General features: G+C 62.1%; 15 protein-coding genes. 7 read left to right on the forward strand and 8 right to left on the reverse strand.

Translation table 11 applies throughout. The features are described from left to right. The first annotated feature begins 33 nt into the window (after positions 1 to 33). The 3 genes from AWB80_RS04760 (at position 34) to AWB80_RS04770 (ending at position 2,195) form a co-directional block, all read left to right on the forward strand. Positions 34 to 441: a cupin domain-containing protein gene (locus AWB80_RS04760; protein WP_061173565.1), complete on the forward strand. Its 408-nt coding sequence runs from the start codon at positions 34 to 36 to the stop codon at positions 439 to 441. Between the two features lie 77 nt (positions 442 to 518). Beyond that, positions 519 to 1,526, forward strand: coding sequence for a LysR family transcriptional regulator (locus tag AWB80_RS04765; RefSeq protein WP_061173455.1), 1,008 nt, complete (start codon positions 519 to 521; stop codon positions 1,524 to 1,526). Positions 1,527 to 1,676: 150 nt separating this feature from the next. Then, on the forward strand, positions 1,677 to 2,195 hold the full coding sequence (locus tag AWB80_RS04770) for an Ohr family peroxiredoxin (RefSeq protein WP_061173456.1): 519 nt from the start codon (positions 1,677 to 1,679) through the stop codon (positions 2,193 to 2,195). Positions 2,196 to 2,207: 12 nt separating this feature from the next. Here the strand turns inward: AWB80_RS04770 and AWB80_RS04775 are convergent, their stop codons facing one another. The 4 genes from AWB80_RS04775 to AWB80_RS04790 all read right to left on the reverse strand — a co-directional run bounded on the left by AWB80_RS04775 (position 2,208) and on the right by AWB80_RS04790 (position 6,605). Continuing rightward, entirely contained in the window at positions 2,208 to 3,590 is a 1,383-nt protein-coding gene (locus AWB80_RS04775; protein ID WP_061173457.1) for an MFS transporter, read from the reverse strand. Positions 3,591 to 3,664: 74 nt separating this feature from the next. Further along, positions 3,665 to 4,000 (reverse strand): NIPSNAP family protein, encoded by a 336-nt coding sequence (locus AWB80_RS04780; protein ID WP_061173458.1) that lies wholly within the window; start codon positions 3,998 to 4,000, stop codon positions 3,665 to 3,667. After that, a complete protein-coding gene (locus tag AWB80_RS04785) occupies positions 3,997 to 5,742 on the reverse strand; it encodes an FAD-dependent oxidoreductase (protein WP_061173459.1) in 1,746 nt (581 codons plus the stop codon). Before AWB80_RS04785 ends, AWB80_RS04780 begins: the two co-directional genes overlap by 4 nt. 23 nt (positions 5,743 to 5,765) lie before the next feature. Then, on the reverse strand, positions 5,766 to 6,605 hold the full coding sequence (locus tag AWB80_RS04790) for an SDR family NAD(P)-dependent oxidoreductase (RefSeq protein WP_061173460.1): 840 nt from the start codon (positions 6,603 to 6,605) through the stop codon (positions 5,766 to 5,768). Between the two features lie 136 nt (positions 6,606 to 6,741). Between AWB80_RS04790 and AWB80_RS04795 the strand changes: the two genes are divergently transcribed. Both AWB80_RS04795 and treA read left to right on the forward strand, forming a co-directional pair. Further along, positions 6,742 to 7,635, forward strand: coding sequence for a helix-turn-helix domain-containing protein (locus AWB80_RS04795; protein ID WP_061173566.1), 894 nt, complete (start codon positions 6,742 to 6,744; stop codon positions 7,633 to 7,635). 122 nt (positions 7,636 to 7,757) lie between these two features. Next, complete coding sequence (treA, locus tag AWB80_RS04800; RefSeq protein WP_087130974.1) at positions 7,758 to 9,407, forward strand: alpha,alpha-trehalase TreA; 1,650 nt, start codon at positions 7,758 to 7,760, stop codon at positions 9,405 to 9,407. A 63-nt stretch (positions 9,408 to 9,470) separates the two neighbouring features. Here the strand turns inward: treA and AWB80_RS04805 are convergent, their stop codons facing one another. Both AWB80_RS04805 and AWB80_RS04810 read right to left on the reverse strand, forming a co-directional pair. Beyond that, entirely contained in the window at positions 9,471 to 9,707 is a 237-nt protein-coding gene (locus AWB80_RS04805) for a tautomerase family protein (protein ID WP_061173461.1), read from the reverse strand. Between the two features lie 69 nt (positions 9,708 to 9,776). Further along, positions 9,777 to 10,487 carry an SDR family NAD(P)-dependent oxidoreductase gene (locus tag AWB80_RS04810; RefSeq protein ID WP_061173462.1) on the reverse strand — a complete coding sequence of 237 codons (711 nt, stop codon included), beginning with the start codon at positions 10,485 to 10,487 and terminating at the stop codon, positions 9,777 to 9,779. A 170-nt stretch (positions 10,488 to 10,657) separates the two neighbouring features. Here AWB80_RS04810 and AWB80_RS04815 point away from each other — a divergent pair, with 170 nt between their 5' ends. Continuing rightward, positions 10,658 to 11,380 (forward strand): haloacid dehalogenase type II, encoded by a 723-nt coding sequence (locus tag AWB80_RS04815; RefSeq protein ID WP_061173568.1) that lies wholly within the window; start codon positions 10,658 to 10,660, stop codon positions 11,378 to 11,380. A 30-nt stretch (positions 11,381 to 11,410) separates the two neighbouring features. Here AWB80_RS04815 and AWB80_RS04820 read toward each other — a convergent pair whose 3' ends face one another. Then, positions 11,411 to 11,704 carry a DUF1330 domain-containing protein gene (locus AWB80_RS04820; RefSeq protein WP_061173569.1) on the reverse strand — a complete coding sequence of 98 codons (294 nt, stop codon included), beginning with the start codon at positions 11,702 to 11,704 and terminating at the stop codon, positions 11,411 to 11,413. Between the two features lie 261 nt (positions 11,705 to 11,965). On the opposite strand from AWB80_RS04820, the gene AWB80_RS04825 reads away from it, so the two are divergent. Further along, positions 11,966 to 12,265: a DUF4148 domain-containing protein gene (locus AWB80_RS04825; protein ID WP_061173463.1), complete on the forward strand. Its 300-nt coding sequence runs from the start codon at positions 11,966 to 11,968 to the stop codon at positions 12,263 to 12,265. Positions 12,266 to 12,271: 6 nt separating this feature from the next. Here the strand turns inward: AWB80_RS04825 and AWB80_RS04830 are convergent, their stop codons facing one another. Then, positions 12,272 to 13,153 carry an isocitrate lyase/PEP mutase family protein gene (locus AWB80_RS04830; RefSeq protein ID WP_061173570.1) on the reverse strand — a complete coding sequence of 294 codons (882 nt, stop codon included), beginning with the start codon at positions 13,151 to 13,153 and terminating at the stop codon, positions 12,272 to 12,274. Positions 13,154 to 13,230: the final 77 nt, after the last annotated feature.

The following is a 13,230-nucleotide window of genomic DNA, read 5'->3' on the forward strand; positions in this document are numbered from 1 at the left end:
TCGCGCCGTCATTCGATCATGGGAGAACCGATCATGCATAGCATCAAACGCGTGGGACTGGCGCTCGTCGTCGGATGCGCGGCGTTCGTCGCGAACACCGCGCAGGCGGCGCCCGAGGCGATCGTCAAGGAACTGATGACCAAGCCGCTTCCCGACTATCCGGGCAAGGAAGCGCTGATGATCAGCGTGGAATATCCGCCCGGCGCGGTCGATCCGGTGCATCGGCACGATGCGCATACGTACGTCTATGTGCTCGAAGGCACAGTCATCATGCAGCTCAAGGGCGGCAAGGCGGTGACGCTCAAGCCCGGCGACACCTTTTATGAAGGCCCTGACGATATCCACACGGTGGGCCGCAATGCGAGCAATACGAAGCGCGCGAAGTTCATCGTGCTGCTTCTGAAGGACAAGGGCAGCCCGGTTCTGACACCGGTGAAATAAAAAAAACCTGGCATGGCATGTCACAAAGCGCGCGGCGCGAACGTCTAGTGAGACAGAGCCACTACGTTCTCACCGCCATGCCATTGGATCTTGCGTTTCATTCCGACGATTCGCTCGCGTATAGCTTCGTGACGAGCTACGCGGGCGTCGTTTCATTTTTGGCCGTCGCCAATGAAGGGAGTTTCGCGAAAGCGAGCGATCGTCTGGGGATCGGCCGTTCCGCCGTCAGCCGCAACGTGCAGAAGCTCGAAGCACAACTCGACGCGCGGCTCTTTCTTCGCACCACGCGCAGCACGTCGCTCACGCGCGAGGGCGAACTCTTCTACAAGAATTGCCAGCCGGGCGTGGAGCGCATCGTGCAGGCGCTCGAAGACATGCGCGAGTTGCGCAACGGGCCGCCGCGCGGGCACTTGCGCATTGCATCGGCGCCGGGCTTCGGCCGCAAGGTCGTGGCTCCCTTGTTATCCGGCTTCAACGCGCGCTATCCGGAGATCGCGCTGGAATTGCTGCTCAGTGATCGTCCGTGCGATTTCACCGCCGAGCGTGTCGATGTCGCGTTTCGCGACGGCCAGATGGAAGACAGCGAAGTTGTCGCGAAGCAACTGATCCCGATGCAGCGGGTCGTCTGTGCGTCGCCGCAGTATGTGTGCGAGCATGGCTTGCCGCGCCATGTCGATGACCTGGACAAGCATCGCTGCATCAACTTCCGCACCTCGACGGGGCGCATCGCCGACTGGGAGTTCAAGGTCGATGGTCTCGCACACAAGCGCTCGCCCGCAGCGCGACAGACCTTCAACGACATCGACCTCATGCTGCAAGCGGTGCTCGACGGCCAGGGCATCGCGCAACTGCCCGCGTATCTCGTGTGCGACCTGCTCAAGGCCGGGCGCCTCGTCATGTGTCTTGCGCAACATGCGCCCGACGACGGCGGCCACTATCTCTGTTATCTGAGCCGCAAGCAACTGCCCGCGCGCGTGCGTGTATTCGTCGACTATATGACGGAGCACGCGCGCGCACTCGATCTGCATTGCCTGACCGCGACCATCACGAACGCGAGCGCGGCGTCGCTCGTGTCCGCCGATTGATGCGCTGAAGGCAACACTGCGCGTCCGGTGGCGGCGCTACCGGATGCACGCGCGCACGCCTACGATGCGTCATATCGTTTCCAAAGGGGGCAACCATGAAGATCGTAGTGATCGGTGGCAAGGTGTCATCGCTTGCATAAGAAGCGGCTCATGGTGCCGATCGATCCACCGCCCGTCAGCCTGCTCGACAAGTATCAAGGGCAGGACGTGCAACCGCTTTACACGACGACCGTCACCGTCACGGGCGGCGATGCGGGCCATGGCCGCGCCTCGGGCGTAGCCCGCTCCGACGACGGCAATCTCGACCTGAATCTGCGCATGCCGCAGGCGCTCGGCGGCACCGGCGGCGGCACCAATCCGGAGCAGTTGTTCGCGGCGGGCTACGCTGCGTGCTTTCATGGCGCGATGGTGTTGCTGGCGGCGCGCGCGGGCATCGCGGTGGAAGGCGCGAGCGTGTCCGTCACCGTGGAATTCAGCCGCGATCCGATGGACGGCCTCTTCGTGCTCACCGCGCACACGCGTGTTCAGATGCCCGGCGTCGAGCGCACGGTGGCGGAAGAACTCGTGCGCAACACCGAACGTTTCTGCCCCTACACGAAGATGACGCGCAGGGGCATCGTCAATATAGTTGCGCTTGCAAATAATCACGATGACATGAACGCACCGTGATTCAGCCATGCGTCATTCGATCGGCACGCGCGCCGTGTGATCGAGATGGCCCGCTTCGGGCGATGCATCGCGCCGGCTCAGCGCGCCCAGCGCGAACGCGGCGATGAAGGCGGGAATGGCGAGCAACGTGAAGACTGCGCCGAACTGCATGCCCATGCTCATCAGCAGGCCGCCGGTCATTGCACCGGCGACCGCGCCCATGCGCCCGATGCCGAGCATCCATGCGACGCCCGTGGCGCGGCTGCGCGTCGGGTAGAACGACGCGGCGAGCGCCGACATCGACGTGACCGCGCTCGTCACGGCAGTGCCCGTCAGGAAGATCAGCACCGCGAGCCAGAACTGATCGGACACGCCGCGCCCGATGGTCAGCACGAGGGCAGCCGCCAGCACGTATGCGCAGGCGTTCACGCGTCGCGGATTGGCCTTGTCCATCACCCAGCCGAGACACAGATTGCCGAGAATGCCGCCGAGCGGAAAGAGCGACGTGGTGAGCGCGGCGCGTTCGGCCGAAAAACCCGCATCCTTGAAGAGCGTGGGCAGCCAGTTCGTCAGCAGGTAGAAGATCATCAATCCCATGAAGTAAGCAATCCATAGCATCGACGTGCCGTAACGATACGGCCGCGATACGATGAGCCCAAGCGATGACTTGTCGGCGCCGCCTGTGCGGGTGTCGGCGGCGGTGAACGTGACGGACGAACCTTCGGCAAGACGCGGATCGTTCGAGATGCGTCGCAGCACCCGCGCGATCTTGTGCGCCGGACGTTGTCGCAAGACCATGAATTGCGCCGACTCTGGCAGCAGCAAGAGCAGCAAAACCGTGAGCACGATCGGACCGATGCCGCCCGCGACGAGCACGCTCTGCCAGCCGAAATGCGGAATGAGCCACGCCGCGCACAGCCCGCCCAGCGAGAGACCCACGGAGAAGCCGCAGAACATCGTATTGACGGCGACCGCGCGACTGCGAGCGGGCGCGTACTCGGACATCAGCGTGACGGCATTGGGCATCGCCGCGCCGAGACCCAGGCCGGTCAGAAAGCGCCACGCGGTCAGCGCTTCGATCGAACTTGCCTGCGCCGACGCCAGACTCCACACGCCGAAGAAGAATACCGACAGCACGAGCACCGCCTTGCGCCCGATACGATCGGCGACCGGACCCGCCGCGAGCGCGCCGATGCCCAGTCCGACGAGCGCCGCGCTCATCACCGGTCCCAACGCGGCGCGCGTGATGCCCCAGTCGCCGATCAGCGACGGCGCGATGAAACCGACTGCGGCGGTGTCGAAGCCATCGGCCGCGACGACGAGAAAGCACAAGGTCAGAATGACCCATTGATACGGCGAGAAGCGCTCGCCGTCGATGAAGCTCTGGACCTCGATGGTCCCGATTCTCTTTTCCATTCCGTATGTCTCCATTCAATCATGTATAAGCAATCGCGGGGATGCGGCCTTCGTCGTGCCGCTATGCCGCGCTGTCAGCGCACGGCGGGTGAAAGACTTTTAAATTCCACGCGCCTGATAATGCGGCTCTCCTGCGCGACGATCAGATGCGCCGATGCCTGCAGATAAGCGGGCCATTCCGGATCGTTGTCGCGCGCGGTGCGTCGCTGGTCATAGTCCGCGATGCTTTCGTAGCCCCACAGATGCACGACCTGATTCAATGCGCCGATGTCGCTCACATAGAAGCCCACGGGTGCGCCGAGATACTTGAGCTGGATCGGCATCGCGTGACGATCGAATACGTCGATGAACTCGTTCATGCCGCGCGGTTTGATCGTGTAGATGCGATGATCGATGAAAGGCTTGCTCATGCTGCGCTCCTCAGTTCCTTGATCTTCGCGCGTGCATCGATGCGGCTCGCGAGATGCAATCCGGTGAGATAGCCGAAGGTCATGATCGGGCCGAGCGTAATGCCCGCGCCGGGATAGTTGCCGCCCATGACGCTCGCGCGATCGTTGCCGACCGCATAAAGGCCGGGGATGGTTTCGTCGTCCTTCAGCACCTGGCCGTGCGGATTTGTCGCGATGCCGTCGAAGGTGCCGAGATCGCCCATCACGACCTTCAGCGCGTAATAGGGACCAGCGCCGATGGGCGCAACGCACGGATTCGGCGCGTGCGCGGGATCGCCGAGATAGCGGTTGAACGACGTCGTGCCGCGGCCGAATGCCGTGTCCTTGCCTTGCGTGGCATCGCGGTTATAGGCGCGCACGGTTGCTTCGAGCGCGGTGGCGTCGATTCCCGCGCGCTGCGCGAGTTCCGTCAGCGTGCGGCCTTTCACCAGATAACCGCTCTTCAGATGCGCACCGAGCGGTATCGGCGCGGGCTTTGCAAACCCGAGACCGTATTTGCGAATCGTCGCGTGATCGCAGATCAGCCACATCGCCGTTACTTTTTCGTCGCGACAGGCTTCGATCATCGCCGCGCCGACATCGTGATAAGAGTTCGATTCGTTGGTGAAGCGCACGCCGCCGCGCGTCACGCCGATCACGCCCGGCTTGTAGCGATCAAGCAGATGTGGAAACACGCCATATTTGCCGTTCTTCAGCGGCACGCGCGAGACCGGCATCCACGCGGCCGGCTGCGGATAGCGAATATCGACACGTCCGCCCACACGCTCGGCCATGCGCGCGCCGTCGCCCGTATTTCCAGCGGGGACTGGCGACGCATGTTCGCCGCCGCGTCGCAGATGCGGATACGCCTTCGCAATGCGCGCGACATCATGCGAAAACCCGCCGCACGCCAGCACGACGCCGCGCCGCGCGATGATGCGCGTTTCGCGACCATCGGAGACGACGATCGCGCCGGTCACTCGACCTTGCTCCGTGACGAGTTCTTTCGCACCGGTACGCGTGTGAATCGGAATGCCGAGATCGAGCGCCGATTTGGCGAGACGCGCGGCCAGCGCGTTGCCGCTCGTGATCTGCACGCCGCGTCGATAGAGCGCGAGCTCTCTGAGATGACTTGCGAGCCGCTTGGCGACATACCAGGCGGACGCAAGCGATTTCGTCGCGTTGAAGAAGTGCTTGAGATCGGCGCTCGACGAATTGAACATCATGCCGATGAACGTGATCGTCGCAAGCGGCGGACGCAGGCGCGCAATGTCCTTGCCCAGTTCGCGCGCTTCAAACGGCTTCGCGACGACAGAGCGACCCACGTCGACGCCGCCCGGCGCATCGGGATGATAGTCGGGGTAGAGCGTCGGCAGGAACCTGACCGAAGTCTCGCGCTCGAAGAAGTCGATCATGCGCGGACCGTTGTCGAGAAACGCATCGACGGCGGCTTCGTCGTACATCGCGCCGGTTTCGCCGCGCATGTATCGAAGCGCCGCTTCGCGTGTATCGTGAATGCCCGCGTCCCTTGCATGGCGATTGCCGGGAATCCACAGCACGCCGCCCGAAAATGCCGTGGTGCCGCCGAAGTATTCCTCTTTCTCGACGACGATCACGTCGAGCCCTTGCTTCTTCGCTGTAATGGCCGTCGAGAGGCCGCCAGCGCCCGAGCCGATCACGAGCACATCGCAAGCGAGATCGGACGACCGCGTTACGGTAGTCATGATGATGTCCTTTGATTTGAGGTTCAGGCGGTACGCGGCGCTTCGAAGCCGGGGCGCGGCACGAGGTCCATCAGCATGCATTCGAAGCCGCCGTCGACGGAAACCTCCGCGCCGTTCACATACGCCGCGCGACGACTCGCGAGAAACGCCACGACTTCCGCGATATCGCGCGGTTCGCCGATGCGCCGGCTCGCGGTCATCGCGCTGCGGCGCGCTTCGACGTCGCCCTGTTCGTAGAATGCTTGCGACAGCGGCGTGCGGATCATGCCTGGACACACCGTATTGCTGCGCACGCCGCGCGCGCCCCATTCGGCGGCGATCTGCCGCGAGAGCATCGCGATGCCGGCCTTGCTCGGGCTATACGCGCCGCTCCATGTTTGCGGATGATGAGCCGCCACCGATGCGATATGCACGATGCTGCCCGCGCCGCGCGCGAGCATGCCGCGCCCGAATCCCTGCGCACACAACATGTAGCCCGTGAGATTCACGGCGAGCATCGCGTTCCATGCATCGAGGCCGATATCCTCGATGCCGCCCGCTCTCAACAGACCGGCATTGTTGACGAGCACATCGGCATGGCCGAACTTGCGTTCGACCTGATCGCGCGCGCGGTTCACGCTCGCTGCATCGCCGATATCGCAGGTTATGGCGATCACATCGACACCGTTTGCGTGCAGCGCATCGGCCGCTTCGTGACAGCCCGCTTCATCGCGATCGAGCAATGCGAGGCGCGCGCCCGCATCGGCGAATGTCCTTGCAATGGCGCGGCCGATGCCGCCTGCCGCACCCGTCACCACACACACGCCCGATTCGAGGCCGAGCCAATGCGGCGCGGTGTGATCCCGCGCGACCTGATTAGTCATCCTTGTCTCCCGAGTCCGTTCGATACGAAGGTTTCGATAACCTTCGCCGTGAAAAAAGTATATTCACGGCCTCGCATGAAAAATTGGACAAAGCCGGCAGACGACAGGACAATTTGTGCATCAGGAGATGCACGGCATGAGGAAAATCCCTAACTACAACCTGTACGGAGAATCGGCGCGTCCACCTTGGTATGACGCGTTCAACTTCGAATGGATCGTCGAGCGCAGCGCGCCGAACGACTGGCATATCGATGCGCATCGCCACGACGCGCTGCTGCAATTTCTGTACATTCGCGGCGGCGGCGGGGAAGTGCTGATCGAGAACCGCATGATCGAGATCGTGCCGCCGAGCGTGATCATGCTTCCCGCGCAGACGGTACACGGCTTCAACTTCGCGCCAGATGTGGATGGTCTCGTCGTGACCGTCGCGCAAAGATCGATCGAGGCGCTCGCATCGATTGCGGCGCCGGGCCTCATTCCCGTGCTGCAGCGCGCGGGCGTATCTCGCGTGAACGCGCAGGCCGTGAAGGAAAGCGCGTTCATACCGATTCTCGAATTGCTGGAGAAGGAATTCCGTGCGACGGATCGCGGGCACATGGCGGCGGGCATGTCGCTCTTGATTGCACTTTTCGTGCATGTGGCGCGACTGTGCGAAAGCGCGTCGACGCCGAATGTGGCATCGACGGAACGGCGTGCGCAGCAGATCAAGCGCTTCAGGACACTCGTGGCCGCGCATTTTCGCGAGCATCGTCCTGTCGAGTTCTATGCGCAGAAGCTCGGCATGACCGTCACGCAACTCGGCCGCATTTGCCGCGAGGAAATATCCAGCTCGCCGCTTGCGATGATCAACGAACATCTCGTGCGCGAGGCGCAACGCGATCTCGTCTATTCCACGCTATCCGTCAAGCAGATCGCGCATGGACTCGGCTTTACCGATATCGCGTATTTCAGTCGTTATTTCCGCAAGCAGACCGGCGTCACGCCCACGCAATTTCAGTCGGAAGCGCACAAGGCGCTGGCCATTCAATAGCGGCATTCGAGGGTTGCCAGAGGCTGGCAAGCGTGCGATGCTTCGCCCTGCCGTGAACCACTCATAACAAACACGGCCCGAGCGAGACCAGTCCGATTCACTCATCCTTTCATGGAGGGAGCATGATCGCACTGTCATCGCATCGCGCGACGCATGAGGCGTCGCGGCGCTTCACGTTCAGGGCGCGCGCAATGTTATGCGGCTGGCTCGTCATGAGCGCGGCAGCGAGCGTGGCGTATGCCGACGCGCAAACCGGTTATACGTTGCCGCCACCGCCCAGCGAGCTATACGGCGATCTGTTCGTCGCCGTGCAGACGCAGGGCATCTATCCCGATCAGAAGACCTTCGTCGATGCGGTGCCGAAGATCGACCCCGCGCAGATCGTGCAGGCCTACCATCAGCAGATGTCGGTGCCGGGCTTCTCGCTCAAGAACTTCGTGGCGCAATACTTCACGCCGCCGACGGACCAAATCATCACGCCGCCGCCGAATCAGACGCTGCGCGAACATATCGACTGGCTCTGGCCCGAACTCACGCGTCTGACGACTACCGCCAACGTTCCGCCCAACAGCTCGCTGATCCCGATGCCCAAGCAATATGTCGTGCCGGGAGGACGCTTCCGCGAAGGCTACTATTGGGACACCTATTTCACGATGCTCGGTCTTCAGGAAGCGGGCCGCGAAGATCTCGTCGACGACATGCTCGATAACTTCGCGTATCTGATCGATACGATCGGCCATATTCCCAATGGCAACCGCACGTATTACGTGAGCCGCTCGCAACCGCCATTCTTCTCCTACATGGTCGAACTTGCCGCGAAGAAAGAAGGCGGGCGCGTCTATCAGAAGTATTTGCCGCAATTGCGCCGTGAATACGGCTACTGGATGCAAGGCGCGAACGGATTGCAGCCGGGCGATGCGGTGCGCAACGTCGTGATGCTGCCCGACAAGACCGTTCTCAATCGCTACTGGGACGAACGCGACACGCCACGCGACGAGTCCTACTCGGAGGACGTGGCCACTGCCAAACAGGTCACGAATCGCCCGGCGAACGATGTGTATCGCGATCTGCGCGCGGCGGCCGAAAGCGGCTGGGATTTCAGCTCGCGCTGGTTCGGCGACAATATGACGCTCGCGACGATCCGCACCACGTCCATTATTCCCGTCGATCTGAACAGCCTGATGTTCCACCTCGAAACGACGATTGCCATCGGTTGCGGGGAAGCGCGCGATTTCGGTTGTGTCGGCGAGTTTGTCGGACGCGCGGCGCGGCGAGCGATCGGCATCAACAAGTTTCTCTGGAACAAGAACGGCTATTACGGCGATTACGACTGGAAGCTCGGGCAACCGCGCAACAATCCATCGGCGGCGATGCTCTATCCGCTCTTTGCGAATGCGGCGTGGCCGGAGCGCGCGCATAAGACTGCGGCGACCGTCGAAGGGATGCTGTTGAAGCCGGGCGGTCTTACGACGACGACCTACAACACGACGCAGCAGTGGGACGCGCCGAACGGCTGGGCGCCGTTGCACTGGATAGCCGTGCAGGGCCTGCGGCGCTACGGGCGCAGCGATCTCGCGCAGCAGATCGGTACGCGTTTTCTCGGCGACGTGAACAATGTCTACAAGACCCAGCAAAAGCTCGTCGAGAAATACGTGGTGGAAGGCGAGGGAACCGGTGGCGGAGGCGGCGGCGAATATCCGTTGCAGGATGGCTTCGGATGGACGAATGGCGTGACGCTGAAACTGCTCGATCTTTATCCGTCAGCGCAATGACATATTGATATGACCCGCATCGCCGCGCCTGTTCATGCGGCGATGCCGGCGTCCCTATGCGCGTCAGCTTTCCTTCGCCTGCTTTTGCCGCCGATACTCGGGCACCGGCACGCCGCCCACGCCCCAGTTTTCGAGTTCGACTTCCTGAATCACGACGAAAGTGCTGTCGAGCGGTTTGTTCAACACGTCGAGCAATAGCTGGCTCACGCCCTTGATGAGTTGCTCTTTTTCATCGGTGGTGACGGCGCTCGTGCCGGGCTTGTTGCCTTCGCGTGTCACTTGAATCGTAACGATCGGCATGGTGATCTCCTGGATTGAATAACAGCGATGCACCCGCGAAGGGCGCATTCGCAACCGGGAGGCATTCTATCAATGTCCCGCGCTTTGACCGCCATCGACGTGCAGAATCTCGCCCGTCACGAACGGCGCATTGTCGAGATACAGCACGGCGTTAGCGATGTCGCTCATTTCGCCCATGCGTCCCATCGGATGCAGCGCGCCGAGCGCATCGTGGGTTTCGGCTGCATGCATCGGCGACTTGATGATGCCGGGCGACACCGCATTCGCGCGAATGCCGGACTTCGCGTATTCGATCGCAAGCGATTTCGTCGCGGCATTCAGGCCACCCTTCGTCAACGATGCCAGAACCGAAGGCACGCCGCTGACCGCATGATCGACCAACGTCGTCGTGATATTGACGATGTGCCCGCTCTGGTTCTTCTCCATCTGCTCGATCGCGAGTTGCGTGATATGGAAGAACCCGTTCACGTTCACGTTCAGGACCGCCGCATAGTCTTCCTGCGTATATTGCGTGAAAGGCTTGGCGATGAAAATGCCCGCGTTGTTGACGAGCGTATCGATGCGGCCGAAGCGCGCGATAGCCGCCTCGACGACACGCTGCGCAGTGGCGCGATCGCCGATATCGCCCGCGACGGCGACGACATTCGGATCGTCCGCCTGCTGAATCGAACGGGCGGTGGCGACGACGCCATAACCTTGCGCGCGAAATGCCTTGACGATTTCAGCGCCGATGCCTTGCGATGCGCCGGTAACGATAGCGACTTTTTGTGCGTTGCTCATGATGAACCTCGATAGATGATGTTGGGCTTGTTGCGGATCGGACCGCTTGCTCCGATGAAGCGTAATTTAGGCGTTTCGAGATTCGTTGCGTACACATGCGATGGACAATCAGTTTTGCGCGCAAGGAACAAGTCTTCGATCAGACGAATTATCCAAAAGGGGAAATCGACGTGAGCTTGCACAACGTAAAGGCGTTCGTATTCGACGTGTTCGGCACGGTGGTGGACTGGCGCGGCGGCGTCGCGCGCGAGGCCGCGCCGTTTCTGAAGCGCTTCGGCGCGGCGGGCGCGCAGCCGGAAGCGTTCGCCGATGCTTGGCGCGGCCGCTATGTGCCGGCGATGCGCACGATCATCAGCGGCGAGCGATCATTCGTGCGACTCGATGTATTGCATCGCGAGAATCTGATCGATGCATTGCCGGAGTTCGGCATCGACCCGAATGAGGTTCCGCCGGAAGCGCTCGACGAATTGAATCTCGCGTGGCATCGTCTCGATCCCTGGCCGGATTCGATACCGGGCCTGCAAAGGCTGAAGGCACGCCATATCATCGCGCCGCTTTCGAACGGCAATATCAGGCTGATGGTGGATATGGCGAAGCGCGCCGGCTTGCCCTGGGATGCGATTCTCGGCGCGGAGATCGCGCAGATCTACAAGCCCGATCCGCAGGCATATCTGCGCACGGCTGACGTGCTGATGCTCAGCCCGGAAGAAGTGTGTTTAGTCGCCGCGCATAACGACGATCTCGCCGCGGCGCGAAAGTGCGGCTTGCGCACCGCGTTCGTCGCGCGTCCGAATGAGCGTGGTCCTGCTCAGACGGTCGATCTGAAAGCCGCGAGTGACTGGGACGTCATCGCGCTCGACATGATCGAACTGGCCGATGCAGTGGGCGTGTGAACGCCGCGAAACATCGGCCGAATTGAAACCTCAGGCAACGCCTTCGACGATGCGGAAATCGCGCACGACCGCATCGCCCAGCACTTCGAGCGCGTGCTGATAGGTCGCGCTGTTATAGGCGGCGACGGCTGCATCGAGCGAATCGAATTCGATGACCACCGTGCGCTCGATGACGCCTTCACCTTGCGTCATCGATGCGACACCGCGAACGAGGGGCCGGCCGCCGCCTTCGGCGATGGCCTGCGTTGCGATCTTCGCGTATTCCGCTGTCTGCTCGGGCTTCAAGATCTGCTTGTACACGCTGACCCAATATCCTTTTGCCATCTTCTGTTTCTCCAGTGTTTGACGGGCGCCTTGCGCCATGAGGCGAACGCAATGCGCATCTGCGTTCAGTCCGGCGGCCAGCATAGCAAATTCTCGAACGCCAGGACCGGCGCGGCTCGCGCGGCGATTGCGCGCGTTTCGAAGAAGAGTGCTTTCTTGCGCTAGGGGTTAACCCGCGAACATCAGCGACATAGACTGCACTCACTGCTTCGAACGGCTCAGTGTTCGTCGCCAGGCACCTCATAACACTGGAGTTTCATCATGAAGTCGATCATCCGTGCAGTAGTCGTCGCCACCGCTCTCGTCATTCCCGTTGCTTCGTTCGCGCAAAGCCAGATCACGCGCGCTCAGGTGCGTGCGGAACTCGCCGCATTGCAGAGCGTCGGTTATCACGTAGGCGATGGTGATCAGGCGCATTATCCCGAAGCGATTCAGGCAGCCGAAGCGAAGCTCGCCGCGCGCGATGGCGCAACCGCTTATGGCGGCAGCGCCAATGGAACGTCGCAAGCGGGCGGTGCGCGCGTGTCGCCATCCGACTGGAACGCGATGTACTCGCGCTAAGCCTGTCTAATCCGCCGCGTACTTGCGGTCGAGTTCATCGAAGAGCGGCTTGTTCACGAGCCGTTGACGCTCGGCGAAGGGCGCGACGACAGAAGGGTCTTCATCGAGCCGTCCTTGCGATTTCAGCGCACCGAGCGCCGTCTGCATGCCGCGCACGGCGCTTTGCAACGCGGCATTCGCATAGAGCACGAGGCTGAAACCGAGGCGTTCGAGATCGGCCCGATCGGTCACCGGCGTCTTGCCGCCGATCACGATGTTGATGAGCTGTGGCGCATCGAGCAGCTTCGGCAGCGATGCGATCTGCTCGGGCGTTTCGATTGCCTCGACAAAGAGAATGTCCGCGCCCGCTTCGACGAAGGCACGCGCACGTTCGATCGCCGCATCGAAACCTTCCACCGCGCATGCATCGGTGCGCGCGATGATCTGAAAGTTCTCGTCCTCGCGCGCATCCACCGCCGCGCGGATCTTGCCGACCATTTCATTGGTCGAGACCACGGCCTTGCCCGCGAAATGGCCGCATTTCTTCGGCATCACCTGATCTTCCAGTTGAATCGCATCGGCGCCGGCGCGCTCCAGCGTGCGTACCGTATGACGCACGTTGAGCGCATTGCCGAAGCCCGTGTCCGCATCGACGACGAGCGGCAGGTCCACTGCATCCCGAATGCGCGACGTATGCTCCGCCACTTCTGCGAGGCCGATGAAACCGAGGTCCGGCATGCCGAGCGACATGTTCGTCACGCCCGCGCCGGTGATGTAGAGCGCTTCGAAACCGAGATCGGCGGCGACACGCGCGCTCATCGCGTTGAATGCGCCGGGCAGCAGCAGACCGCGCCGTGCGTTGACCCGTTCGCGAAACGCGGCGCGGCGGCGGGAAGAAGAAGTGGTCATGGCTTCGGTTCCGGAAAGAGAGTTCGGGTTCGGCGTCAGCGTCTGCAATGCTAACGCGCGCCGCGCTTCGGCGCTCG

The organism is Caballeronia pedi (assembly GCF_001544915.2).
GTDB classification, from domain to species: domain Bacteria; phylum Pseudomonadota; class Gammaproteobacteria; order Burkholderiales; family Burkholderiaceae; genus Caballeronia; species Caballeronia pedi.